The organism is Sphingobium sp. WCS2017Hpa-17, from assembly GCF_031843765.1.
In the GTDB taxonomy this organism is placed as follows: Bacteria; Pseudomonadota; Alphaproteobacteria; order Sphingomonadales; family Sphingomonadaceae; genus Sphingobium.
This window is the reverse complement of sequence record NZ_JAVTIV010000005.1, coordinates 121,021-144,323: the sequence shown is the minus strand read 5'-3', so window position 1 is coordinate 144,323 and position 23,303 is coordinate 121,021. Positions and strand designations below refer to the sequence as shown.

The following is a 23,303-nucleotide window of genomic DNA, read 5'->3' as shown; positions in this document are numbered from 1 at the left end:
TGAGCGCATGACATGCGCGTCTTCGTTGCAGCGGCGCCAAGGGGTTACGGGGTAGAAGACGCTATGAAAAAGGTGAAATCGCTCGTTCTAACCGGGTTGTTGGCCTTAGCGCCTTCGCTCGCGATGGGCGGATATGCACTTGCGCAGGACAATACCGTCGCTGCCGCACCAGCTACGGAAAATGCCGCCGCACCGGCCGAATCGGTCGCCAATGCTACGGAGGCCGCACCCGCCGCCACTGTCGCAGCACCGCCCCGGATGAAGCCGACCGAAGGCATCGGCATGCCAAAGCCCGGCGAAATCACCCTTCAGGAACAATTCACTTCGACCGGCCACACCGCGCGCTGGCTGCATGACGTGATGTTGCTGCCGCTCATCACCATCATCTCGGTCTTCGTCCTGATCCTGATGCTCTATGTGATGGTCCGCTTCCGCCGCAGCGCCAATCCGGTGCCGTCGAAGACCTCGCACAACACGCTGATCGAAGTGATCTGGACCGTCGTGCCGGTCGTGATCCTGCTGGTCATCGCGGTCCCGTCGATCGGCCTGCTCGCAGACCAGTATAAGCCCGCGCCCAAGGACGCCGTCGTCGTCAAGGTGACCGGCTATCAATGGTATTGGGGCTATGAATATCCCGACAACGGCATTCCGGAATTCGTTTCGAACATGCTGCCGGAAGACAAGGCGAAGGAAAATGGCGAGCCCTATCTGCTCGCGCCCGACAATCGTCTGGTCCTGCCCGCCGGTCGCCCGATCAAGCTGATCATCACCGGCGCTGACGTGATCCACGCCTTCGCCGTGCCCTCGCTCTGGGTGAAGATGGATGCCGTGCCGGGCCGTCTGAACGAGAAGAGCTTCACCATTGACAAGCCGGGCGTCTATTATGGCCAATGTTCGGAACTGTGCGGCGCCCGCCACGGCTTCATGCCGATCGCGATCGAGGCGCTGCCGCCCGAACAGTTCGACCAGTGGGTGCTCTCGCAGGGCGGCAAGCCCGCCGGAGCGGCCGCACCTGCGGCTGCGACCGCCTCGGCACCGGCAAATGCGGAGAAGACGGCTGACGCCGCGCCCGCCGCCGACGCGAAAATCTGATCAGGGGTAGGAACGCCATGACCACCATCACCGCAGATCATCACGGCGATCATGCCCATGATCACGATCATCACGATGCCGACCATAAGCCAGCCTTCTTCCAGCGCTGGTTCATGTCCACGAACCACAAGGATATCGGCACCCTCTACCTGATCTTCGCGATCATCGCGGGCATCATCGGCGGGGCCATTTCCGGCCTGATGCGCGCCGAACTGGCCCATCCGGGCATCCAGTATCTTCAGACCTGGGCGAACATGCAGCACAGCCTGCTGGGCGTCGAGCCGGCCTCGCTGGATCAGGCCTATCATCTGTGGAACGCGCTGATCACCGCGCACGGCCTGATCATGGTCTTCTTCATGGTCATGCCCGCCATGATCGGTGGTTTCGGCAACTGGTTCGTGCCGATCATGATCGGCGCGCCGGACATGGCCTTCCCGCGCATGAACAATGTCAGCTTCTGGCTGCTCATCCCCGCCTTCGCCCTGCTGCTCGGATCGGCCTTCGTGCCCGGCGGCACCGGCTATGGCGCGGGCACGGGCTGGACCGTCTATGCGCCGCTCTCGACCAGCGGATCGGCCGGTCCCGCCGTCGATATGGCGATTCTGTCTCTGCACATCGCGGGCGCCAGCTCCATTCTGGGCGCGATCAACTTCATCACCACCATTTTGAACATGCGCGCACCGGGCATGACCCTGCATAAAATGCCGCTGTTCGTCTGGTCGGTGCTGGTCACGGCCTTCCTGCTGCTGCTGGCCCTCCCGGTCCTGGCCGCCGCAATCACCATGCTGCTGACCGACCGCAATTTCGGCACTACCTTCTACGATGCCGCCGGCGGTGGCGACCCCGAACTCTACCAGCATCTCTTCTGGTTCTTCGGCCACCCCGAAGTCTACATCATGATCCTGCCGGGCTTCGGCATCGTCAGCCAGATCATCTCGACCTTCAGCCGCAAGCCGGTGTTCGGCTATCTCGGCATGGCATACGCCATGGTCGCGATCGGCGTGGTCGGCTTCGTCGTGTGGGCGCACCACATGTTCACCACCGGCATGTCGGTGAATGTGAAGATGTATTTCACCGCCGCGACGATGGTCATCGCCGTTCCCACGGGCATCAAGATCTTCTCGTGGATCGCGACCATCTGGGGCGGGTCGATCAGCTTCAAGACGCCGATGGTCTGGGCGCTGGGCTTCATCTTCCTCTTCACCGTGGGTGGCGTGACCGGCGTCGTGCTGGCCAATGGCGGCGTCGACGACGTGCTGCACGACACCTATTATGTCGTGGCGCATTTCCACTACGTCCTCTCGCTGGGCGCGGTGTTCGGCCTGTTCGCCGGCTTCTATTACTGGTTCCCGAAAATGTCGGGCAAGATGTACAACGAGTTCCTCGGCCACCTGCATTTCTGGGTGTTCTTCGCTGGCGTGAACCTGTTGTTCTTCCCGATGCATTTCCTGGGGCTGTCGGGCATGCCGCGTCGCTATCCGGACTATCCGGCTGCCTTTGAAAAGTGGAACTCGGTTGCGACCCATGGCTATGAAATCATGGCCGCCGGCATGGGCATCTTCTTCATCAACCTGATCTGGTCGCTGGCCGCAGGGAAGAAGGCGGAAGGCAATCCCTGGGGCGAAGGCGCCACCACGCTGGAATGGACGCTGTCCAGTCCGCCGCCTTTCCACCAGTTCGAAACCCTGCCGGTGATCGACGACACGGCACATCATTAATCGCTGCCAATGGGCGCTCCGGTTTGCCGGGGCGCCCCAAGGGTGCCGGGGCGGACAATCTGCCCACAGGCGAGCCCGTTGCCCGGATCAGCCCGGCCGTGTAAAGGCGCCGGGCTGAACCCACGAGGAGATTATGGCCAGTTCGCCGTTCGCCACCGGGGCGCAAGCCCCTACCGACAGCCCCATGCTGCCTGCCCATTGGCGCGATTTCGTCGCGCTGACCAAGCCCAGAGTCATGACTCTGGTCGTGTTTACGGGCCTGTGCGGACTGCTCGCCGCGCCGGGACATATTCACCCCATCCTCGCCTTCACCGCGATTCTCTGCATCGCCATCGGTGCCGGGGCGGCCGCCGCGCTCAATCAATGGTATGAGGCGGATGTCGACGCAAAGATGAAGCGCACCGCCAACCGCCCGCTGCCCGCCGGCCGGATGGACCGGCAATCGGCGCTGCATTTCGGCGTCGGCCTCTCCTTCTTTTCGGTGGTCCTGCTGGGGCTGGCGACCAACTGGCTCGCCGCCGCCGTACTGGCCGTCTCGATCCTCTTCTATGTCCTCGTCTATACCATCTGGCTGAAGCCCCGCACGGCGCAGAATATCGTCATCGGCGGCGCGGCCGGGGCCTTCCCGCCGGTGATCGGCTGGGCGGCGGTGACGGGCGACATCAGCGCGCTTCCCGTAGCGCTCTTCATGCTGATCTTCTTCTGGACACCACCCCATTTCTGGGCGCTCGCGCTGTTCGTGAAGACCGATTATGCCGCCGCCGGCATCCCGATGCTGCCCGTGGTGTCAGGCGAAGTCGTGACCCGTCGCCAAATCTGGGGCTATACCGCGATCATGGCGATCGCCGCGATGGCACCAGTGCTGCTGCAACTGACCGGAATCGTCTATGGTACGGCCGCACTGCTCGGCACCGCGCTCTTCGCGGTCTTCGCCTTCCAGGTCTATCGCCGGCGCGAAAGCGATCCGGCCCGCATGGCCCCGGAAAAGCGGTTGTTCAAATATTCGATCCTCTATCTCTTCCTCCTGTTCGGGGCAGTGGTCGTCGACCGCTGGCTGCTCGCATGACGCCCGAGGAAAATGACCGCATCCGCGCCCGGCAAAAGTCGCGCGCGCTGGTGATGGGCCTACTGCTCGGCGCGCTCGTCCTGCTCTTCTACGGCATCACCATCGCCAAGATGGGCGGCAACTGATGGCGCAGCCAGATCCCAAAGATCCCAAAAGTCGTAACCGCCGCACGATGATAAAGGTGTCGCTGGTCGCGCTTGGGATGTTTGGTTTAGGCTTCGCGTCTGTCCCGCTCTACCGTATCTTCTGCGAGCAGACCGGTTTCGGTGGCACGACGCAGCGCGCCGAGGCATCGACTAACGTACCAGTGGCCACCGGCCATACCATGTCGATCCGCTTCGATTCCAACGTCCAGCCCGGCATGCCCTGGCAATTCTACCCGGAACATCGCACGGATACCGTCACGATCGGGCGCAAGGACATGGCGATCTTCATCGCGAAGAATATGTCGGACAAGCCAGTGACCGGCACCGCCAGCTTCAACGTGACCCCGACTCAGGCCGGCGCCTATTTCACCAAGATCCAGTGTTTCTGCTTCACCCAGCAGACGCTCAAGCCCGGTGAAGAGGTCCGCATGCCGGTGCTTTATTATGTCGATCCGAAGATTTTGCAGGATCCCGACAACAAGGACACCCAGCAAATTACCTTGAGCTACACCTTCTACCCTGTTGAGCAGGGCGGGAAGCCAAGCTAAAGCTGGAAACGATAACGGAAAAGCGAACAGGGAAGAGACGATGGCAGGCGCCAAGAACCACGATTATCACATCCTTCCGCCCAGCATCTGGCCGTTCTTCGGCTCCATGTCGGCGCTGGTCATGGCTCTGGGCGCGATCATGTGGCTGCATCCCGATGCCATGGGGCCGGGCGGCGGCTGGGTCTTCCTGCTGGGCGTCGGCGGGGTGCTCTTCACCTTCTACAGCTGGTGGGCCAATGTCATCGCCGAAGCGCATGCCGGCGACCATACGCCGGTGGTGCAACTGCATCTGCGCTACGGCATGATCCTGTTCATCGCCTCGGAAGTCATGTTCTTCGTCGGCTGGTTCTGGGCCTTTTTCGACTTCTCGCTCTTCCCCAGCGCGCTCGCCCCGATCGAGGGGATGTTCCCCTCCAAGGGCGTGGAAGTGATGAACGCGTTCGAGCTGCCGCTGCTCAACACGCTGATCCTGCTCTGCTCGGGCACCACCGTCACCTGGGCGCATCACAGCCTGATCCATGGCGACCGCGATGGACTGATCAAGGGTCTGTGGTGCACCATCATTCTGGGCGCGATCTTCTCGTCGGTGCAGGCTTATGAATATGCCCATGCCCCGTTCGACTTCGGTGGCAATCCCTACAGCTCGGCCTTCTACATGGCGACCGGCTTCCACGGTTTCCACGTTCTGGTCGGCACCATCTTCCTGATCGTCAATCTGGTCCGCGCCTATAAGGGCCACTTCACCCCGCGCCAGCATTTCGGCTTCGAAGCCGCCGCATGGTACTGGCATTTCGTTGACGTAGTGTGGCTGTTCCTGTTCGTCGCCGTCTATGTCTGGGGCGGCTGGGGCGCACCGGTCCACGGTGGCTGAGGCAACGCACTAGGGCTAAAAGATCAAGCGGCCGGGGCCTTGCGCTCCGGCCGTTTTCTTTTGTCCTGCTTGGCGTAAAGACTATCATGACGGACTGCACACTGTAGATCTGCGATCGCTTATCAAGGACCGGCCATGACCGATCAGCCCCCGCTCGCTTCCAGTCCCGCCCGCATTCCGCTGATCCCGACCATCCTCGTCGCGCTGGCTGTGCTGGTGATGATCAGCCTTGGCGTGTGGCAATTGCAGCGTCGCGGCGAAAAGGCAGCAGCCCTTGCACTGGCCGCCGCCAATCCCGGCCGTCCAGCAGTGTCTTTCCCGAAACTACCGCCGGTCGAAGCCGACATCCTCTTCCGCCCGTCTTCGATCCATTGCCTGCGCGTCGTCGGCTGGCGGGTGGAAGCGGGACGCGCTGACGACGGATCGACCGGCTATCGCCATATCGCCGAATGTGCGACCGGGGCGGAAGGGCCGGGCGCGCTGGTCGCGGTCGGCGTGGGGCAAAAGCCCGATGACATACCAAACTGGACCGGCGGGCAGGTGGCAGGCTGGATTTCGCAGGAGCCGGACCATCGCGCCCTTGTCGAGCGTATCGGCGGCAAGGCGCCGCCGCTCCGCCCGATGTTGATCGCCCGCACCGCGCCCGCCGGCCTCAAGCCAGCTGCCCCGCCCAGCGCCGCCGACGTGCCCAACAACCATCTCGCTTACGCGGTGCAATGGTTCATCTTCGCCGCCGTCGCGGTCATCATCTACATCCTCGCCCTGCGCCGCCGGAACAAAAGCGCCTAATCGCTTGCTCCCGCGCGCGCGGGCCGCTACCGCGCTTTCCCATTATGCAATATCAGAGCACCAGGGGGAGCGCGCCCGCGCTCGGTTTTGAGGATGTGACGCTGGCCGGTCTGGCGTCCGATGGCGGCCTGTATCTGCCGACCAGCTGGCCGGCCTTTACCGCCGACCAGATCAGCGCCCTGGCCGGCCTCTCTTATGTCGAAACCGCCGTGCGGGTCATGAGCCCCTTCGTCGCGGGATCGCTGACCGAAGACGAACTGCGCGAGCTTTGCACCGCCGCCTATGGCCGCTTCAGCCATCAGGCCGTGACCCCGCTGGTGCAGCTCGATCATCAGCACTGGCTGCTGGAACTGTTCCACGGCCCGACACTGGCGTTCAAGGATGTCGCGCTCCAGCTGCTTGGCCAGCTGTTTGAACGCTTCCTCTCGCGCCGGGACGATCACCTCACCATCGTCGGCGCCACGTCGGGCGATACCGGTTCCGCCGCGATCGACGCGGTGGCCGGCCGTGAGAAGATCGACATCTTCATGCTCCATCCCGAAGGCCGGGTGTCGGACGTGCAGCGTCGCCAGATGACCACCGTGCTGGCCCCCAACGTCTATAATATCGCGATCGACGGCAGCTTCGACGATGCGCAGGCGCTGGTGAAGGCGATGTTCAACGACGCCGACTTCAAGAGCCGCTTCAACCTGTCTGCCGTCAACTCGATCAACTGGGCGCGGTTGATGGCGCAGGTCGTCTATTATTTCTACGCCGCTGTGCGCCTCGGCGCGCCGGGCCGGCAAGTGGCCTTCTCCGTCCCCACCGGCAATTTCGGCGACGTGTTCGCCGGCTATGTCGCGGCGAAGATGGGCCTGCCCGTCGCCAAGCTGATCGTGGCCACCAACGTCAACGACATCCTGCACCGCGCTTTGTCCGAAGGCGACTATAGCCAAGGCCAGGTTGTACCGACCGCCACGCCCAGCATGGACATTCAGGTCAGCTCCAATTTCGAGCGGCTATTGTTCGACGCCGGCGGCCGTGATGGCCTTGCGCTCGCCGACCAGATGCGCGGCTTTGAAGCCAGCAAGGCGATGCGCCTCACCAACGCCCAGCGCGAAGGTGCCGCCCATCTCTTCTCCTCCGCCCGCGTCGACGCCGATGGCATGACCATGGCGATGCGCTGGGCCTATGACGGCGCCGGCCAGATCGTCGATCCGCACAGCGCGATTGGTCTGGCGGCGGCCCGCGAGGCCGGCATCGATGCCTCCATCCCGGTGGTGACGCTGGCGACCGCGCACCCGGCCAAGTTCCGCGATGCCGTGGAACGGGCGACCGGCACCCGTCCGCCGCTTCCCGCCCGCGTGGGCGACCTCTTCTCGCGTGAGGAAAGCTATGCCAAGCTGCCCGGCACGTTCGAGGCCGTGACCGCCTACGTCGCCGAACGCGCGACGCCGCGGGGCTGATTGGTAATTTGATGCCGTTCGTGCTGAGTAGGGTCTGAGCGAAGTCGAAGACCCGTATCGAAGCATCGCGCGGAACCGCCCCTTCGATACGCCGCTTCGACTTCGCTCAGCGGCTACTCAGGGCGAACGGAGGGATATAATGGAACTCAAGACCCTCATCGGCGAACCCTGGTCGGATTACGGCCTGCTCGACAGCGGCGACGGGCGCAAGCTGGAGCGCTATGGTCGCTTCCGCTTCATCCGCCCCGAACCGCAGGCGATGTGGAAGCCCGCGACCACCGACTGGCGCGCCGACGGCGAATTCATCCCCGGATCGGACGAGGATGGCGGCGGCCGCTGGTATTATGACAAGCCGGTCCCGGCCGAAGGCTGGCCGCTGCACTGGCGCGAAGTCACCTTTCAGTCGAGTTGCACCCCCTTCCGCCATCTCGGCTTCTTCCCCGACATGGCGCCGATCTGGGACGATCTGCGCGCTACTTATGCCGACAAGCCCGACGCAGAGGTCATGAACCTGTTCGGCTATACCGGCGTCGGCACGCTGGCCCTGTCGGCCGGCGGCGCGCGCATGGTCCATGTCGATGCGTCCAAGAAATCGGTGGCGCAGGCCCGCGCCAATGCCGCTTTGTCCGGTATGGAGGACAAACCCGTTCGCTGGATCGTGGAGGACGCCGCCAAGTTCGTCGCCCGCGAAGTGCGCCGCAATCGCCGCTATGACGGCATCCTGCTCGACCCACCCAAATATGGCCGTGGTCCCGATGGCGAAGTCTGGCGGCTGGAAGAGGATCTCCCCGGCCTGATCGCCAATTGCCGCGCGCTTCTGGATGCCGACAGCCGCTTCCTGTTCCTGACCGTCTATGCCGTGCGCATGTCCGCGCTGGCAATCGGCGAATTGTTGCGTCAGGCCTTTGCCGACCTGCCGGGCACCGTGGAAGCGGGCGAACTGGCGGTACGTGAAGAGGCACGTGGCATCGGCCTGCCGACTGCCATCTGGGCGCGTTGGAAGCGCTGACGGTCCACCCTGGCCCTTGTCGAGCAAAACCCTGGAAACGTAACGGAAATATGGGTGATGGCAGGCTTTGGCAATCCTTTGCCAAAAGCGCGTCGGGCACCTCGGTTCGTCGCAGTCTATAGTTTTTATTTACCATTGGAGCGGTAGCGTGACGGCCGTTTAACAAGGTCGCGCATGTTCAACTCGCTCTCTTCCCGGATCGCCGCCTTTGGTGTGCTGGTCTTCATCGCCTTGGGGGCGCTCATCTGGATGCTGGTGGGCGCGTCGATCCAGACGCGCGACAGCTTCCGCTGGGTCACCCATTCGGCCGAGGTGATCGAGACGATGGATGATGCGCTGTCAGCCCTGCGCGAAGCGGAATCGGGCCAGCGCGGCTTCGTCCTCACCCGCAATGCCAGCTTCGCCGATCCGGCCGATGCGCGGCTCGCGGTGTCGCGCCAGGCGATGAACCATCTGGTCGAACTGACCGCCGACAATCCGACCCAGAATATGCGCGCCCGCGAATTGCGCAGCCTGATGGATCGTCGCATCACCATGTTGCGCGGCACGCTGACCGATGCCCGCAGCGGCGATTTCGACAAGGCGCGCACCATCATCGCCAGCGGCACCGGCCGTGATCTGATGGCCATGGTCTCCCTGCGCGTCGACAGCTTCCTCGCCGAAGAGCGGGCGCTGCGGCTCACCCGCATCGACGCCGCCGATCGCCGGCTGGCCTGGGTCCGGCAACTGGCGCTGATTGGCGGGCCGATCATCGCGATCGCCATCCTGTCCGTCTCGCTGCTGCTGATCTGGGGCATCCGTCGCCCGGCCGGCGTCATTCGCCGGGCGATGACCGCCTTGGGCGATGGGGACCGCAGCATGCGCGTCACCACAGGCATGGGATCGCAGGAATTTGCCCAACTCGCCTCGGGCTATAATGAAATGGCCGACCAGTTGCAGGCGGCCGTCGCCGATCAGGGGCGCAGCGAAGTGGAACTGAAGGCTGCTCATGCCGAACTGATGCGCAACAGCGATGTCCTGCGCGAACGCGGCGGCGTGATCGAACTGCTGGGCGGTATGGCCCATCGCATGCAGGCGGCCCGCACGGACGAGGAACTGGCGCAGGTCATCCGCGTCTTCGTGCCCCGCGTGCTGCCGGGTATCGCCGGCGGGCTTTATGCCCATAATAACAGCCGCAACCTGCTGGTGCCGATCGCCGGATGGGGCGGCTATGTGCCGCGCGCCGACGGCTTCGCCCCCGATCAATGCTGGGCATTGCGGCGCGGGCAGAGCCATTTCGTCGCGGAACCGGGCGGCGACATCGTCTGCGCCCATGTCGATCCGGACGCCATCTATCATTGCGAACCACTGCTGGCCGGCGGTGAAGTGATCGGCACCCTTTATCTGGAAGGGGTGGTCGAAAATGAAAGCCGGTTCCGTCTGACGGTGATGGCGGAAAATATCAGCTCCGCTTTGGTCAACCATCGCCTCCAGCGGGGCCTGCGCGAACAGACGATCCGCGACCCGCTGACCGGCCTGTTCAACCGCCGCTACATGGAGGAAGCCCTGACGATCGAGATCGCGCGTGCCCGCCGCTCCGGCGTACCGCTCAGCGCGGTCATGTGCGACGTCGACCATTTCAAGCGCTTCAACGACGAATTCGGCCATGATGCCGGCGACGTCGTGTTGCAGGCGGTCGCCAATGAAATGCGCAGCCGCTTCCGCGACGGCGATATCGTCTGCCGCTATGGCGGGGAAGAATTTGCCGTCATCGCGCCGGGTACTACGGCGCAGGCGCTGGCAGGCCGGGTGGAGGATGTGCGCAAGGGCATCACCGAAATCGTGCTACGCCATGGCGGCCGGGCGCTGGGATCGACCAGCATGTCCTTCGGCATCGCGACCTGGGACGAGAATATGGCGGGCGATGGCGCCGCGCTGCTGCAACTGGCCGACGCGGCGCTCTACCGGGCCAAACGCGAAGGCCGCAACCGCACCGTCATCGATCTGGCCGCTGCCACGTGAAGGCATTTTAGGGCAAATTGGGATCACCCGATTTCCGTTCGTCCTGAGCCTGTCGAAGGACGTTGATGCCAGTTCAGGCCATCGTCAGATAGAGTTCCGCCTCGATCAGCCAGTCACCCCCGACATGCCGCCATTTGGCACTATATGCGCCCGACGCGACCGTCGTACCGCGCACCATGCCGGTCCAGTGGCCATGCTCCATCGCGATCGGCTCGACCGGGGAGGCGATGATCCTGTCGGGCGTGCGGCTATAGATCATCCGCTCTTTCGCGGCGAACTCGCGCTTCCATGCCAGCAACTGCGCCTTGCGCCCGGCGATGATGGCGCTGTCCGTCCCGGTCATCATCACCACGTTCATGGTGAGGAGCGGCCCGATGGCATTGAGGTCGCCCTCCGCCAGCGCCCGGTTGAATGCAGCGCGCGCCATGCGGATGGCCAAGTCGGCGGTGGCGGTCATGTCTTCAAAATCCAAAAAGCACGTTCGCCCTGAGCCTGTCGAAGGGGTTTTCTTCTCTAGAGCAAGAACAGAACTTCGACAGGATCAGCTCGAACGGTGCTAGAGGTTCACCCGCACCGGGCGGATGTAATCACCATCGCTTCGTCATAGCTGACGGTCAGCCGGTCGGGCCGGAAATCCATCGTCATCGCCATGCCGGGACCGCCCCAGCGCAGCGTCTTCGCGCCCGAAGCCTTGAGCAATGCCGCGCCAACCTCCGCACTGGCTTTCTGTCCGGTAAAGCGGTCCAGTCCGTCATTCCTGCACGGTCCTTCGGCGGCGGCCGGCGGAGTGGCCGGTCCTTCGGCCCCCGCGCCGGCGCATGCGGACAGGCCCAGCATCATCAGACCCACGATCGCCATCCGCATCACCGCTCTCCTTATTCCGTGCGCGTCATCTTCAGCCGCCCGTTGCGGACGGCAAAGGCCATGCGGCCTTCGACCAGATCAACCGCGTCCCGGCCGAATTGTTCATACCGCCAGCCTTCCAGAATCGACAGGCCCTCACGCACGCCCGCCGCCAGCGCATCGATATCGTCGGTCCGCGCGATCAGCCGCGCCGCGACATTGATATCGCGCGACCGGATCTTGAGCAGCAGCTTGAGCAGGTCGGCGACCAGCGCGCCATCCTTGCCCAGCCCCGGCCGGCGGGGTTCGCGATCGGGCATCTCGTCGCGCCCCAGCGGCTGATGCTTGGCCAGCGCATTCATCAGCCGCGCGCCGATATCATTGCTCTTCCAGGTGGCGGACAAGCCCCGCACTTTGCCCAGATCCTCCTGGTTGCGCGGCGGATGGCTGGCGATATCGGCCAGCGTCTCGTCCTTGACGATTCGCCCGCGCGGCAGGTTCTTGTCCTGCGCTTCCATTTCGCGCCATGCCGCCAGTGCCTTCAGCCGGCCCAATACGTCGGGCTTCTTGCTGGCGATGCGCACGCGCTGCCACGCCTGCTGCGGGTCATTTTCATAATGGGACGGATCGCTGATCCGCTCCATTTCCTGATCCAGCCAGTCGCCACGCCCGGTCTTGCGCAGTTCGTCCAGCATCTTGGGGAAAATCTGGATCAGGTAAGTGACGTCGCCAATCGCATAGTCGATCTGGCGCTTGTCCAGCGGGCGGCGCGCCCAGTCGGTGAAGCGCGCGCCTTTGTCCAGTACCACGCCCATCCAGGCATCGACCAGATTGCCATAGCCGATCTGCTCGCCAAGGCCGAGCGCCATCGCGGCAATCTGCGTGTCGAACATCGGGTGCGGCGTCTTGCCGGTCAGGTTGTGGACAATTTCGATATCCTGCCCGCCGGCATGGAAGACCTTGAGCACCTCCTCATTGTTCACCAGCAGGTCGAGCAGCGGCTTCATGTCGAGGCCGGGCGCCTTTGGGTCGATCGCGGCGGCCTCGTTCGGGTCGGCGACCTGCACCAGGCACAGTTCGGGCCAATAGCTGTTTTCCCGCATGAATTCGGTATCGACGGCGATGTACGGGGATTTTGCGATGCGGGCGCAGAAATCGGAGAGAGTCTTGCTGTCGGTAATCAGCGGATGAATTTGCATATGGTCTTCGATCTTATTATGGGCTGGCCCGCGTCCGTGGGCTGGTCAATGTGACATTGCTGGCCATAGCGGGACTGCAACAGTTTGTCATTTCCGTAAAACGAATCTGAAAGATCGAAACGCCATGCACGCCTATCGCACTCATACCTGCGGCGCCCTGACCACTTCAGAGGTCGGCAATGATGTGCGCGTGTCTGGCTGGGTCCATCGCAAGCGCGACCATGGCGGCGTCCTCTTCGTCGACCTGCGCGACCATTATGGCATCACCCAGATCGTCGCGAAGGCGGACAGCGATCCGCTCCGCGCGCTGGAATCGCTCCGTCTCGAATCCGTCGTGACGATCGAGGGGAAGGTCGTCGCCCGCGCCGCCGAAGCCATCAACCCCAGGATGGCGACCGGTGAGATCGAAGTCGTGGCCGACAGCGTCACCATCCTGTCCGCCGCTGCCGAACTGCCGCTGCCGGTGGCGGGCGAACAGGATTATCCCGAAGATATCCGCCTGCGCTATCGCTTCCTCGACCTGCGCCGCGAAACGCTGCACGCCAACATCGTGAAGCGCACCAAGGTCATTTCCGACATGCGCCGCCGCATGGAGGGCGCAGGCTTCACCGAATATTCGACGCCGATCCTGACGGCGTCCAGCCCGGAAGGCGCCCGCGACTTCCTGGTGCCGTCGCGCATCCATCCCGGCAAATTCTACGCCCTGCCGCAGGCCCCCCAGCAATATAAGCAACTGCTGATGGTCGCGGGCTTCGACCGTTATTTCCAGATCGCGCCCTGCTTCCGCGACGAAGATCCCCGTGCCGACCGCCTGCCCGGCGAATTCTACCAGCTTGACCTCGAAATGAGCTTCGTCACGCAGGAAGACGTCTGGAACACGATGGAGCCGGTCATCGCTTCGGTGTTCGAGGAATTTGCCGAGGGCAAGCCTGTCACCCCGGCCGGCAGCTTCCCGCGCATCCCGCATGCCGAAGCGATGCTGAAATATGGCAGCGACAAGCCCGACCTGCGCAACCCCATCATCATTCAGGATGTGACCGACCATTTCGTGGGGTCGGGCTTCGGCATCTTCGCGTCTCTGGTCGATGGCGGCGCGCGCATCCGTGCCATCCCGGCGCCCGGCGCTGGCGCTGGCAGCCGCAAATTCTTCGACGACATGAATGTCTGGGCGCGTGGCGAAGGCTATTCGGGCCTTGGCTATATCAACATCAAGGAAGGCGTCCCCGGCGGCCCTATCGCCAAGAATCATGGCGAGGAAGCCACCGCCAGGCTGATCGAAGCGCTCGGCCTCGGCCCGAACGACGGCGTCTTCTTTGCCGCCGGCAAGGAATCGCAGGCCGCCAAGCTCGCCGGCCTCGCCCGCATCCGCGTCGGCGAACAGCTGGACCTCATCGACAAGGACCGGTTCGACCTGTGCTGGATCGTGGACTTCCCCTTCTACGAATATGATGAGGATTCGAAGTCGATCGACTTCGCCCACAATCCCTTCTCCATGCCGCAGGGCGGCCTCGACGCGCTCAACGGGCAAGACCCGCTGACCATCAACGCCTATCAGTATGACATGGTCTGCAACGGCTATGAAATCGCGTCCGGCTCGATCCGCAACCAGTCGCCCGACCTGATGGTCAAGGCGTTCGAACTGGTCGGCCTCAGCAAGGCGGATGTGGAGGAACGTTTCGGCGGCCTCTACCGTGCCTTCCAGTACGGCGCGCCGCCGCACGGTGGCATGGCGGCCGGCGTCGACCGTATCGTGATGCTGCTGTGCGGCGCACAGAATCTGCGCGAAATCACGCTGTTCCCGATGAACCAGCGCGCCGAAGACCTGCTGATGGGCGCCCCCAGCGCCGCCGAATTCAAGCAGCTGCGCGAACTGCACGTCCGCGTCGTGGAGCCGCAGACCAAGGTATAAAGTCAACCTCCGTTCGTCCTGAGCTTGTCGAAGGACCATCCTTGTTCTTAAAGAAGAACAGGGCTTCGACAGGCTCTCCTGAGCAAAGCCGAAGGGCCGAACGGAGTTGAGTGATGACCATCGACCTTGCCGATTACGAACAGGGCGCAAAATATAAGGGCGATTATGAGGCCGACCTCGTCGCCCTCCAGCAGCGCCTCGCCAAGATTCAGGTCGCCCATATCCTGCACGGCCGGCGCAGCGTCATCCTGCTGGAAGGATGGGATGCGGCCGGCAAGGGCGGCATCATCAAGCGGCTGAGCGCCGACTGGGATCCGCGCTATTATCAGGTCCATCCGATCGCCGCGCCGACCCAGATCGAACAGGATCATCATTTCCTCTGGCGCTTCTGGACCCGCCTGCCCGCCAGCCACAATATCGGCATCTTCGACCGCAGCTGGTACGGTCGGGTGCTGGTCGAGCGGGTAGAGGGCTATTGCAGCAAGGCCGACTGGAAGCGCGGCTATGACGAAATCAACGCCTTCGAAAAACAGCTGGCGCAGGCCGGCACGAATTTCGTGAAGCTCTTCGTCCATATCACGCAGGAAACACAGGACGAGCAATTGGCCCAACGGCTCGACACGCCGTGGAAGCGGTGGAAGACCGGCGCCGACGATTATCGCAACCGGGCCAAACGCGCCGACTATCTCGACGCGATGCAGTCGATGTTTAAGAAGACTGATACCAAACATGCCCCTTGGCAGGTCATCGACAATAATAACCGCAAGGCGGGGCGGATCGCCGCGCTGACCTATGTCGCGGGCCGGCTGGAGAAACTGGTGCCGATGGACTTTCCCGATGCTGATCCGGCGATCGTCAAACTGGCGCGGGATGCTTTTGGATATAAGGCAAAAACATAGTGAAAACAGTGTCTTGTAACAAAACTGTCATCAAAATCTAACGCCGTCTTTACCATTGCGGGACTAGGCCGGCCAGTATGAACGCCGTCCCTCTCACCTTGTCCGACGCATCTGCCGCGCTGGACTTCGCGCTGGCCGAACGCAGCCCGATCATCCGGCTGGGCCGCCCGCTCAGCGAGGCGGTCGACTGGTTCCAGCGCGATTCGGGCCTGCGCCTGCTGCCGGTGCTGGATGCGGCGGACCGGCCGGTCGGTGCCATCTATGAACGCGACATGCGCCGCATCCTGTTCAACCCCTTCGGCCATGCACTGCTGCGCAACCCCAGCTTCGGCGGGCGGCTGGACGATCATGTCCGCCCTTGCGCCAGCGTCGATCGCATGGAAAGCGTGGAGGCGCTGGTCGACCTGTTCGCGGCGCAGGGCGCGGGCTGCGAAGGGCTGATCGTCACTGATGGTGGCCGGTATGAAGGCGTGCTGGGTGGCCCGCTGCTGCTGCGCCTTGCGGCGGAGCGCGACGCCCGTGTGGCGCTGGAGCGGGCGGTGCGCGTCGAACAGATCACGCAGGAAAGCGCGTCTTTCCGCCATGACATCGCGACCATGATCGCCGACATGGCCGCCATGGCCGAACGCCTGTCGGCGCTGGCGGGGCAGGCGGCGGTGCGCGCGGCCGGCGACGGTGCCGATTCGGCCGCCATGGTGGTTGCAGCGGCCCAGACCGCCGAACGGTTGGGCCAACTGGCTGCCGGCGGAACGGAACTGGGCCAGTTGTTCCGCGCGATGGAGGCCGAAGCGGAAGCCGCCGGGCAAGCCATTGCCGAAGCCGCCGCGCGCAGCCGCTCCGGCATGGAGCGCAGCGCCGCGCTGCGGATCGAGGCGGACGGCATCGGCGAAGTGATCGCCCTCATCGACAGCATCGCCAAGGCCACCGCCATGCTCGCGCTCAATGCCGGCATAGAGGCCGCCCGCGCCGGGGAGGCGGGGCAGGGCTTTGCCGTGGTCGCGCGCGAGGTGAAGTCGCTTGCGCAGCAGACGCGCGAGGCTGCGGCCGGCATATCCGGGCGCATCGACCATATCCGCGCCACCATCGGCGATGTCGCGGCCAGCCATGCCCATATGGACGCCACCATGGCCCGTGCCGACCGGTTGTCGGCGGCGGTGTTCGAAGCGGTCGCGCGCCAGAGCGCCTTCAGCCGCACCATGGCCGACAGCGTGGCGGAGGCCGGCGCCTCCAGCGCCCATATCCGCACTGGCGCGCGCCAGATCAGTGACAATGCGCAGGCTACGGCGCTGGCGGCGCGCGGCATGCGCGACGTCGCCGACCGGCTGGCGGGGGAGGCGCACCGGCTCGAACAGCGCGCCGGCGGCTTCATCGCGGCGATCCGCGCGGCCTGAGCAATCCCTCTGGCATCTGCGCGCAAAAGCGTTAGGCTGTCCTTCCATAAAAAGGAGAGGACGCCATGCTCGTGATGTTCGTCGGCACCGATCGCACCCAGACTGCGATCAACCCCGCGCAGGTCACCTTCGTCACCCAGGTCACTGACGGCACCCGCATCCGCTTCGGAGAGGGGCGCAGCGTGACCGTCACCGAACCCATCGATGCCGTCATAGAAACCCTCAACCAGGCGCTCCGTCCGCACGACTGAAAGGACGGCCGCGCGCCTGCTCAGGCGCGCGCGCGGCGCCCTCCTACTCCGCCAGCTTCTTCGCCAGCGCCGTCTCTGCCCGCTCGGCATAGCGGCGACACACGCCCGGATCGACGAACGGATTGGGCGTGCGCGCCCTGGCCAGTTGCGCCACCCGTTCCGCATCGCCATCCTGTGGATGTGACGCGATCAGCATGTCGCACGGCATCACCTTCATCCGTGCGATGCTGCTGCGAAATGCCGCCACGAACTGCCGGTGCGCTGGATCGGCAAAGCGCCAGCCATCGGCCGCGATCGGATTGAGGCTGGCGGCAAAGACGATCGTCCTGCAATCCTTCCCCTCGCAGCTTTTCCAGCGCCAGCTCATGCTGCCCAGCGTATGCCCCGGCGTCGCCTGCGCGGTGACGATGGTATCGCCCAGCCGGATCGTCTCGCCATCGCGCGCCACGCGCAGCTTGGTCACGCCGGGAAAGCGCTCCAGCCAGGCGGCCTGCGGATCGTCGGGATCGCCACCGCCCTGACGCAGCACAGCGGCGGCCGGGCCACTCGCGATCACCGTCGCGCTGCTGTCCCGCGCCAGCGCGGCGATGCCACCGGCATGGTCGAAATGCGGCTCCGTGCTCAGGATCAGCTTCACCTGTCTGATTGAAAAGCCCATTGCGGCGATCTTTCGCTCGATATCCCCCACCGCCTGCGGCACCGCCCCGTCGATCAGGATCAGCCCCGCGCTGGTGCGGATCAGCGCGACGTTCAGGCCGCCAAAGCCGACCAGATAGGTGGCGCCATGCAATCGCACCGCCGGTTGCGGCGCCAGCCAGCGCTTCGCAGACTCCGGCGCGATCGGCCGTGTCAGCGGATCGTCCGGCTTGCCGGCACCCGTCATCATCATCCCAGCCACGCTAATAGCCAGACAAGCCATCTTCCGCATCTTTTTCGCCTCCATACCCTGAATGCCTTCAGATTGCCGCACGCATACGCCCCGAACAAAGCATCATTTCTCGACAGAGGCATGAGGTCAGCTTATGCCTTAAGGCCATGGACCGCGCCCAACTGCCGCTAAATGCCCTGCGCGCCTTCGAGGCATCCGCGCGCCACCTGAACTTCACCAGGGCCGCGATCGAACTCTGCGTCAGTCAGGGCGCGGTCAGCCAGCAGGTCGCGCAACTGGAAGCGCGGCTCGGCGCGCCGCTCTTCCGCCGCCTGCCGCGTGGCCTGATGCTGACGGACGAGGGGCGGGCCTTGCTCCCGGTGATGGGCGATGCGCTCGACCGGATCGGCGCGACGCTGGCCCGGATCGAGGGCGGCCACCCGCGCGAAATCCTCAATCTCGGCGTGGTCGGCACCTTCGCCGCCGGCTGGCTGCTGGACCGGCTGGCCGATTTCGAACGGGCCTGCCCTCATATCGACCTGCGCATCATGACCAACAACAACCGCGTCGATCTGGCGGGGGAGGGGCTGGACCTGGCCATCCGCTTCGGCGACGGCGCCTGGCACGGCACGCATGCCGACCCGATACTGCGCGCGCCGCTCGCCCCGCTCTGTACACCAGAGCTGGCCGCGCATCTGCCCGATCCTGCCGCGCTCGCCCGGCACATCCTGCTCCGTTCCTACCGCGCTGATGAATGGCCGCGCTGGTTCGCGCTGGCGGGGCTTGCCTGTCCGCCACTGCGCGGGCCGGTGTTCGACAGTTCGATCCTGATGATACAGGCGGCGCTGCGCGGCCTTGGCGTCGCGCTCGCCCCGCCCTTGCTGTTCGAAGCCGATTTGCGCGCCGGCCGTCTGATCCAGCCTTTTACAGCCTCGGTCGATCTGGGCGGCTATTGGCTCACCCGCCTCATGTCGCGACCCGACAGTCCCGCCATGGCCGACTTCCGCCGCTGGCTGATCACCGCGTCATCCGTGATTCAAAATCATGAATAAGGCGATTGCTTCCAACTGCGCATAAAAAGCGCAAAACCGAAACAGCTGTCCAACTCGCTGTCTCAAATGGTGCAGGGCGCGCGGCCCTAGGCCGGATAGGCGATCGCCATCACCTCATATTCCTTCTCGCCCGCCGGCAACCTGACCCGGCGCAGGTCGCCCACCGCTGCGCCGCGCAGCCCGCGCGCGATCGGCGATCCCCATCCGATCCGCCCGGCATCCACATCCGTCTCGTCATTGCCCACGATCGTCACGGTGCGATGATGGTCATCCTCGTCGGCGATGGTGACGGTCGCGCCGAAATAGACCCGGCCCTTGTCGGGCTGCTGCCGGGCATCGACGACCTTGGCGTCCTTCATCTTCTTCGACAGGCGCTTCAGCTGGAAATCGATCTCCCGCATCCGCTTGCGACCATAGAGATAGTCGCCATTCTCGCTGCGATCGCCATTACCCGCCGCCCAGCTGACCACCTCCACGATGGCCGGTCGCTCGACGCCCAGCAGATGGTCGTATTCGGCCCGCAACTTCGCGAACCCTTCGGGCGAGATATAATTGGGATAGGGGGTGGTCATCGCCACCCCCCTAACGCAAACTTAGCCGGGTGTCTGCTTCCCCAGGTAGCGGCTCAGCACGGCGTTGGTCCCCCGGAACTTCGCCCGTTCCGGGTTCATCGCTTCATAGACCACGGCATTTTCCAGCACGCGCTGCACATAGTTGCGCGTTTCGAAGATCGGGATCTGTTCGATCCAGCGCAGCATGTCGGCGCCGGGCATGCGCGGGTCGCCATTGGCGCGGACCCATTTATTCACATTGCCCGGCCCGGCATTATAGGCCGCCACCGCCAGCGGATAGCTGCCGCCATAATAGTCCAGCATCCGCTGGAAATAGCCCGATCCCAGCATGATATTGTAGCTGGGTTCGTTGAGCGATCCGGGATTATAGCTCATCCCCAGCTTGCCCGCCTGCTCGCGCGCGGTGCCGGGCATCAACTGCATCAGGCCGCGGGCGCCGGCATGAGATACGATCTGCTTGTCGAACTGGCTTTCCTGCCGGGCGATGGCATGTACCATAGTCCAGTTATATTGCGCCTCAGACGGCACCGGCACGCGCGGGAAGGCGGCCTCGCCATAGCCGGTCAGGCCGCTCGACACCGCCCGGCGGCCCACCATCACGCCCATGTCCGGACGGCCGATCTTCTGCGCCAGTTCGGCGGCGAGATAATGGTCGACGTCGCTGTCGGCATTATTGGCGATCGCGCGGGCGAATTTGCTCTGGTCTTCCCAATAGCCCATCTGGCCCAGTGCCTTGACCGCGCGCACTACCGTCCGATTGTCGAAGGATGCACGTTCGGCCGCCGAAATCGGCACCGGCCGCTCGACCGTGGCGGGGGCGGGGATCGGCCTGCCCAGCCGTTCCAGCGCCAACTGGCCATAAAACTGGTCGGGATAGACGCCGGCCTGCGTGAAATAGCTGTTGGCGCTGGCCTGATCCCCGGCCTGCAACGCGGCGCGGCCCGCCCAATAATAGCCCTTCGACTTGGTCTGGGGCGATTTGGCCGCGTCGGCATAGCGGCGGAACATCGTCACCGCATCGGTCGGGCGATTGAGATTATAGAAGGCGGTGCTGCCCGCCAGCCAGGCGAGGCTGGTATAATCGTCGCGCACGCCGATCGGCTGGATGCTGACATCGGTGCCGGGCGCGATCGCATCGTCGATCTTGCTGGCGATGCCATAGGCGAAGCTCCACTGGCTGTCATTGGCGGCAGCCCGCGCCTGCCCCAGCAGCACTTCATAGAATTTCTCGGCATTGGACGGGCGGTAGGTCACGCTGCCCCGGTTCGCCAGATATTGCCGCGCCGCAACCCAGTTACCCGTATCGCGCAGCCATGCCGCCTTGTCGGCGATATAGCCCGCATCGCTGGCGCCGATTCCCTCGGCCGCCTGCATCAGCGACGCGGCATCGGGCAACTGGCGGCGAAAGGCGATCCGCGCCTGGAATGCGGCCCGGCGCGCCGGGCTGACATAGGCGATCATCCGCGCCGCGCCATTGCTGTCATTGGCCCACAGCAAAGCATCGGCGCGCTGGTCATGATCGGCCGGCGTCAGACTGGACCCGAACAGCGAAAGCAGCCGCGCCTCGTCCGTCACACTCAGCGATCCGCCGATCCATGCATTGCGCGCGGCGACCCGCGCCTCGTCCATGCGCCCCAACTGCATCAGCGCCACTGCGTTGCGGGCATGGCCGGTCGCGGTGCGCGCCGGGAAGCGTGCGAAGAAGCCCGCCACCTGATTGGGGTCGAAACTGTCGGGATTGATGCCCGTCTCCGCCAGCCGCCGCATCCGGTCCTCGCCCGGCCAGCCGGGATTGGCGACGATGAAGCTGGCATAGGTGGAAAAGCCCAGGCCGTCGCTCTGCTGAAGCGCGCGCCATGTGTTGATCGTGCCGGTGACGCTGCTGTCCTGCGCCACGCCGATTCGGCTCTGCGCCTGCTGCCAGGGGCTGGGGCCGCTGTCCTGCGCCGGCAGGGGCTGCACCATGGGACCGCTGGTGGCGGGATATTCCGGCGGAATGCGCTGGACCGTTTCAGTTTGCGCGCCGGCACCGGCGGTCATCAGCAATAAGGCGATAATAGGCATGCGGATCAGGTAACTTTCGACAATCGGGGGCGTGCGCATGCTGGACATAATCGCAATTGCATCCTTATCAGGCCCTGAATGACGCGCTATAGCGCGCGGCTCGACCGATCATGCCCCGGCTGCCCGGAGATTTGAAGGAGTTTAATCATGTTTTCGGGCTCGATTCCGGCTCTGGTGACCCCGTTTCGCGACGGACGGGTGGATGAGGCGGCGTTTCGCGCGCTGGTCGACTGGCAGATAGAGGAAGGATCGAGCGCGCTCGTCCCCTGCGGCACGACCGGTGAAAGCGCCACCATGACGGTGGAGGAGCATAACCGGGTCATCGCCATCTGCGTCGATCAGGCCGCCGGCCGCGTCCCCGTGATCGCCGGCTGCGGCTCCAATGACACGCGAATCGCGCTCGAACATATGTATGCGGCGCAGGGTGCCGGCGCGAATGCCGCGCTGGTCGTCGCGCCTTACTACAACAAGCCCAATCAGGACGGCGTCTACCAGCATTTCGCCTATCTGGCCGAACGCTGCGACCTCCCCATCGTGCTCTACAATGTGCCCGGCCGCACCATCACCGACATCGGCGTGCCGGTCATGTATCGCCTGGCGGAGGAATATCAGTCGATCGTCGGGATCAAGGACGCCACCGGCAATCTCGGCCGCGTCACCGCCCAGCGTCTAGCCTGCGGTCCCGACTTCTGCCAGTTGTCGGGCAATGACGAAACCGCGCTCGGCTTTAACGCCATGGGCGGCCGCGGCTGCATCAGCGTCACCGCCAATGTCGCACCGCGCCTGTGCGCCGAATTTCAGGCGGCTTGCGCCGCGCATGACTGGGATGGCGCCTTGGCGTTGCAGGATCGTCTCTACCCCCTGCACGACGCGCTGTTCAGCGATTCTTCACCCGGCCCGGTCAAATATGCGCTCACCCGCGTCCGCGCCGACATGCCCAGCGACGTTCGCCTGCCGATCACCTGGCCGTCGGAATCGAGCCGTTCGGCGGTCGATCGCGCGCTGGAAATTGCCGGCCTCGTGTAAAGTCGCGGTCGGTGGCCCATATATGTGGCCCCATAGAGTGAAATGAGTAGTTAGACAGTCATGGCCCGCCCCCGTCCCGCAACCTTCGACAAGAAGAAGATCGTCGCCGAAAACCGGCGCGCGCGTTTCGATTATTTCATCGAGGACGTGTTCGAAGCGGGCATCGCCCTGCAAGGCACGGAGGTGAAGGCGCTGCGTGGCGGTGAGGGCAATATCGCCGAAAGCTATGCCGAGGTGAAGGGCAATCAGGTGTTTCTGGTGAACAGCAACATCCCCGAATATAGCCATGGCAACCGCGAAAATCACGAGCCCAAACGCCCCCGCAAGCTGTTGCTGCATGAGCGGGAGATCGAGAAGATGCACAGCGCCGTGTCCCGCAAGGGCATGACGCTGGTGCCGCTGATGATTTATTTCAACAGCACCGGCCGCGCCAAGATCGAACTGGCGCTGGCCAAGGGCAAGCAGAATCACGACAAGCGCGAGACGATCAAGGATCGCGATTGGAAGCGGGATCAGCAGCGCATCATGCGGGACAAGGGCTGAT

The 23,303-nt window shown here is 64.3% G+C and carries 23 protein-coding genes; 17 read left to right on the top strand and 6 right to left on the bottom strand.

The annotated features are described in order from the left end of the window. Positions 1-63: 63 nt before the first annotated feature. The 10 genes from coxB (at position 64) to RQH62_RS10545 (ending at position 10,685) form a co-directional block, all read left to right on the top strand. Entirely contained in the window at positions 64-1,092 is a 1,029-nt protein-coding gene (gene coxB, locus RQH62_RS10590) for a cytochrome c oxidase subunit II (protein WP_311268719.1), read from the top strand. A 17-nt stretch (positions 1,093-1,109) separates the two neighbouring features. Next, positions 1,110-2,810 carry a cytochrome c oxidase subunit I gene (gene ctaD / locus RQH62_RS10585; protein WP_311268718.1) on the top strand — a complete coding sequence of 567 codons (1,701 nt, stop codon included), beginning with the start codon at positions 1,110-1,112 and terminating at the stop codon, positions 2,808-2,810. Between the two features lie 133 nt (positions 2,811-2,943). Beyond that, positions 2,944-3,876 carry a heme o synthase gene (locus RQH62_RS10580; protein ID WP_311268717.1) on the top strand — a complete coding sequence of 311 codons (933 nt, stop codon included), beginning with the start codon at positions 2,944-2,946 and terminating at the stop codon, positions 3,874-3,876. Next, on the top strand, positions 3,873-4,001 hold the full coding sequence (locus RQH62_RS10575) for a hypothetical protein (protein WP_269462514.1): 129 nt from the start codon (positions 3,873-3,875) through the stop codon (positions 3,999-4,001). The genes RQH62_RS10580 and RQH62_RS10575 overlap by 4 nt, the downstream gene beginning before the upstream one ends. Further along, entirely contained in the window at positions 4,001-4,570 is a 570-nt protein-coding gene (locus RQH62_RS10570) for a cytochrome c oxidase assembly protein (protein WP_311268716.1), read from the top strand. Before RQH62_RS10575 ends, RQH62_RS10570 begins: the two co-directional genes overlap by 1 nt. Before the next feature lie 40 nt (positions 4,571-4,610). Further along, on the top strand, positions 4,611-5,441 hold the full coding sequence (locus RQH62_RS10565) for a cytochrome c oxidase subunit 3 (protein WP_311268715.1): 831 nt from the start codon (positions 4,611-4,613) through the stop codon (positions 5,439-5,441). A 135-nt stretch (positions 5,442-5,576) separates the two neighbouring features. Beyond that, positions 5,577-6,230 (top strand): SURF1 family protein, encoded by a 654-nt coding sequence (locus tag RQH62_RS10560; protein WP_311268714.1) that lies wholly within the window; start codon positions 5,577-5,579, stop codon positions 6,228-6,230. A 44-nt stretch (positions 6,231-6,274) separates the two neighbouring features. Then, positions 6,275-7,675: a threonine synthase gene (thrC, locus tag RQH62_RS10555; RefSeq protein ID WP_311268713.1), complete on the top strand. Its 1,401-nt coding sequence runs from the start codon at positions 6,275-6,277 to the stop codon at positions 7,673-7,675. A 139-nt stretch (positions 7,676-7,814) separates the two neighbouring features. Beyond that, positions 7,815-8,684, top strand: a complete 870-nt coding sequence (locus RQH62_RS10550) for a class I SAM-dependent methyltransferase (RefSeq protein ID WP_311268712.1) — start codon at positions 7,815-7,817, stop codon at positions 8,682-8,684. Positions 8,685-8,858: 174 nt separating this feature from the next. After that, positions 8,859-10,685: a diguanylate cyclase gene (locus RQH62_RS10545; RefSeq protein WP_311268711.1), complete on the top strand. Its 1,827-nt coding sequence runs from the start codon at positions 8,859-8,861 to the stop codon at positions 10,683-10,685. Between the two features lie 73 nt (positions 10,686-10,758). On the opposite strand, the gene RQH62_RS10540 is transcribed toward RQH62_RS10545, so the two are convergent. The 3 genes from RQH62_RS10540 to rnd form a co-directional block, all read right to left on the bottom strand. Continuing rightward, complete coding sequence (locus tag RQH62_RS10540; RefSeq protein WP_311268710.1) at positions 10,759-11,142, bottom strand: nuclear transport factor 2 family protein; 384 nt, start codon at positions 11,140-11,142, stop codon at positions 10,759-10,761. Between the two features lie 107 nt (positions 11,143-11,249). Further along, a complete protein-coding gene (locus RQH62_RS10535; protein WP_311268709.1) occupies positions 11,250-11,549 on the bottom strand; it encodes an I78 family peptidase inhibitor in 300 nt (99 codons plus the stop codon). Positions 11,550-11,560: 11 nt separating this feature from the next. Next, positions 11,561-12,727: a ribonuclease D gene (gene rnd, locus RQH62_RS10530; RefSeq protein WP_311268708.1), complete on the bottom strand. Its 1,167-nt coding sequence runs from the start codon at positions 12,725-12,727 to the stop codon at positions 11,561-11,563. A gap of 124 nt (positions 12,728-12,851) precedes the next feature. Here rnd and aspS point away from each other — a divergent pair, with 124 nt between their 5' ends. From aspS to RQH62_RS10510, 4 genes are all read left to right on the top strand, one after another. Further along, the gene (aspS, locus tag RQH62_RS10525; RefSeq protein ID WP_311268707.1) at positions 12,852-14,636 is read left to right on the top strand and encodes an aspartate--tRNA ligase; all 1,785 of its coding nucleotides are present in this window, start codon (positions 12,852-12,854) and stop codon (positions 14,634-14,636) included. Between the two features lie 113 nt (positions 14,637-14,749). Beyond that, entirely contained in the window at positions 14,750-15,535 is a 786-nt protein-coding gene (locus tag RQH62_RS10520; RefSeq protein ID WP_311268706.1) for a polyphosphate kinase, read from the top strand. Positions 15,536-15,612: 77 nt separating this feature from the next. Next, positions 15,613-16,926 carry a methyl-accepting chemotaxis protein gene (locus tag RQH62_RS10515; protein ID WP_311268705.1) on the top strand — a complete coding sequence of 438 codons (1,314 nt, stop codon included), beginning with the start codon at positions 15,613-15,615 and terminating at the stop codon, positions 16,924-16,926. 65 nt (positions 16,927-16,991) lie between these two features. Further along, a complete protein-coding gene (locus tag RQH62_RS10510) occupies positions 16,992-17,177 on the top strand; it encodes a hypothetical protein (protein WP_311268704.1) in 186 nt (61 codons plus the stop codon). Between the two features lie 43 nt (positions 17,178-17,220). Here the strand turns inward: RQH62_RS10510 and bla are convergent, their stop codons facing one another. Beyond that, on the bottom strand, positions 17,221-18,066 hold the full coding sequence (gene bla / locus RQH62_RS10505) for a subclass B3 metallo-beta-lactamase (RefSeq protein WP_311268703.1): 846 nt from the start codon (positions 18,064-18,066) through the stop codon (positions 17,221-17,223). A gap of 146 nt (positions 18,067-18,212) precedes the next feature. Here bla and RQH62_RS10500 point away from each other — a divergent pair, with 146 nt between their 5' ends. Further along, positions 18,213-19,097 carry a LysR family transcriptional regulator gene (locus RQH62_RS10500; protein WP_311268702.1) on the top strand — a complete coding sequence of 295 codons (885 nt, stop codon included), beginning with the start codon at positions 18,213-18,215 and terminating at the stop codon, positions 19,095-19,097. A gap of 86 nt (positions 19,098-19,183) precedes the next feature. Here RQH62_RS10500 and greB read toward each other — a convergent pair whose 3' ends face one another. Both greB and RQH62_RS10490 read right to left on the bottom strand, forming a co-directional pair. Next, positions 19,184-19,669 (bottom strand): transcription elongation factor GreB, encoded by a 486-nt coding sequence (gene greB / locus RQH62_RS10495; protein ID WP_311268701.1) that lies wholly within the window; start codon positions 19,667-19,669, stop codon positions 19,184-19,186. A 21-nt stretch (positions 19,670-19,690) separates the two neighbouring features. Beyond that, positions 19,691-21,781 carry a lytic transglycosylase domain-containing protein gene (locus tag RQH62_RS10490; protein WP_311268700.1) on the bottom strand — a complete coding sequence of 697 codons (2,091 nt, stop codon included), beginning with the start codon at positions 21,779-21,781 and terminating at the stop codon, positions 19,691-19,693. Positions 21,782-21,880: 99 nt separating this feature from the next. On the opposite strand from RQH62_RS10490, the gene dapA reads away from it, so the two are divergent. Together dapA and smpB are read left to right on the top strand one after the other, a co-directional pair. After that, positions 21,881-22,759 (top strand): 4-hydroxy-tetrahydrodipicolinate synthase, encoded by an 879-nt coding sequence (gene dapA, locus RQH62_RS10485; protein WP_120251565.1) that lies wholly within the window; start codon positions 21,881-21,883, stop codon positions 22,757-22,759. A gap of 60 nt (positions 22,760-22,819) precedes the next feature. After that, positions 22,820-23,302: an SsrA-binding protein SmpB gene (gene smpB / locus RQH62_RS10480; RefSeq protein ID WP_066599515.1), complete on the top strand. Its 483-nt coding sequence runs from the start codon at positions 22,820-22,822 to the stop codon at positions 23,300-23,302. Position 23,303: the final 1 nt, after the last annotated feature.

Coding starts and splice junctions, on each gene's coding strand:
- coxB (WP_311268719.1), top strand. CDS start 64: ATGAAAAAGGTGAAATCGCTCGTTCTAACCGGGTTGTTGGCCTTAGCG.
- ctaD (WP_311268718.1), top strand. CDS start 1,110: ATGACCACCATCACCGCAGATCATCACGGCGATCATGCCCATGATCAC.
- RQH62_RS10580 (WP_311268717.1), top strand. CDS start 2,944: ATGGCCAGTTCGCCGTTCGCCACCGGGGCGCAAGCCCCTACCGACAGC.
- RQH62_RS10575 (WP_269462514.1), top strand. CDS start 3,873: ATGACGCCCGAGGAAAATGACCGCATCCGCGCCCGGCAAAAGTCGCGC.
- RQH62_RS10570 (WP_311268716.1), top strand. CDS start 4,001: ATGGCGCAGCCAGATCCCAAAGATCCCAAAAGTCGTAACCGCCGCACG.
- RQH62_RS10565 (WP_311268715.1), top strand. CDS start 4,611: ATGGCAGGCGCCAAGAACCACGATTATCACATCCTTCCGCCCAGCATC.
- RQH62_RS10560 (WP_311268714.1), top strand. CDS start 5,577: ATGACCGATCAGCCCCCGCTCGCTTCCAGTCCCGCCCGCATTCCGCTG.
- thrC (WP_311268713.1), top strand. CDS start 6,275: ATGCAATATCAGAGCACCAGGGGGAGCGCGCCCGCGCTCGGTTTTGAG.
- RQH62_RS10550 (WP_311268712.1), top strand. CDS start 7,815: ATGGAACTCAAGACCCTCATCGGCGAACCCTGGTCGGATTACGGCCTG.
- RQH62_RS10545 (WP_311268711.1), top strand. CDS start 8,859: ATGTTCAACTCGCTCTCTTCCCGGATCGCCGCCTTTGGTGTGCTGGTC.
- RQH62_RS10540 (WP_311268710.1), bottom strand. CDS start 11,142: ATGACCGCCACCGCCGACTTGGCCATCCGCATGGCGCGCGCTGCATTC.
- RQH62_RS10535 (WP_311268709.1), bottom strand. CDS start 11,549: ATGCGGATGGCGATCGTGGGTCTGATGATGCTGGGCCTGTCCGCATGC.
- rnd (WP_311268708.1), bottom strand. CDS start 12,727: ATGCAAATTCATCCGCTGATTACCGACAGCAAGACTCTCTCCGATTTC.
- aspS (WP_311268707.1), top strand. CDS start 12,852: ATGCACGCCTATCGCACTCATACCTGCGGCGCCCTGACCACTTCAGAG.
- RQH62_RS10520 (WP_311268706.1), top strand. CDS start 14,750: ATGACCATCGACCTTGCCGATTACGAACAGGGCGCAAAATATAAGGGC.
- RQH62_RS10515 (WP_311268705.1), top strand. CDS start 15,613: ATGAACGCCGTCCCTCTCACCTTGTCCGACGCATCTGCCGCGCTGGAC.
- RQH62_RS10510 (WP_311268704.1), top strand. CDS start 16,992: ATGCTCGTGATGTTCGTCGGCACCGATCGCACCCAGACTGCGATCAAC.
- bla (WP_311268703.1), bottom strand. CDS start 18,066: ATGATGATGACGGGTGCCGGCAAGCCGGACGATCCGCTGACACGGCCG.
- RQH62_RS10500 (WP_311268702.1), top strand. CDS start 18,213: ATGGACCGCGCCCAACTGCCGCTAAATGCCCTGCGCGCCTTCGAGGCA.
- greB (WP_311268701.1), bottom strand. CDS start 19,669: ATGACCACCCCCTATCCCAATTATATCTCGCCCGAAGGGTTCGCGAAG.
- RQH62_RS10490 (WP_311268700.1), bottom strand. CDS start 21,781: ATGTCCAGCATGCGCACGCCCCCGATTGTCGAAAGTTACCTGATCCGC.
- dapA (WP_120251565.1), top strand. CDS start 21,881: ATGTTTTCGGGCTCGATTCCGGCTCTGGTGACCCCGTTTCGCGACGGA.
- smpB (WP_066599515.1), top strand. CDS start 22,820: ATGGCCCGCCCCCGTCCCGCAACCTTCGACAAGAAGAAGATCGTCGCC.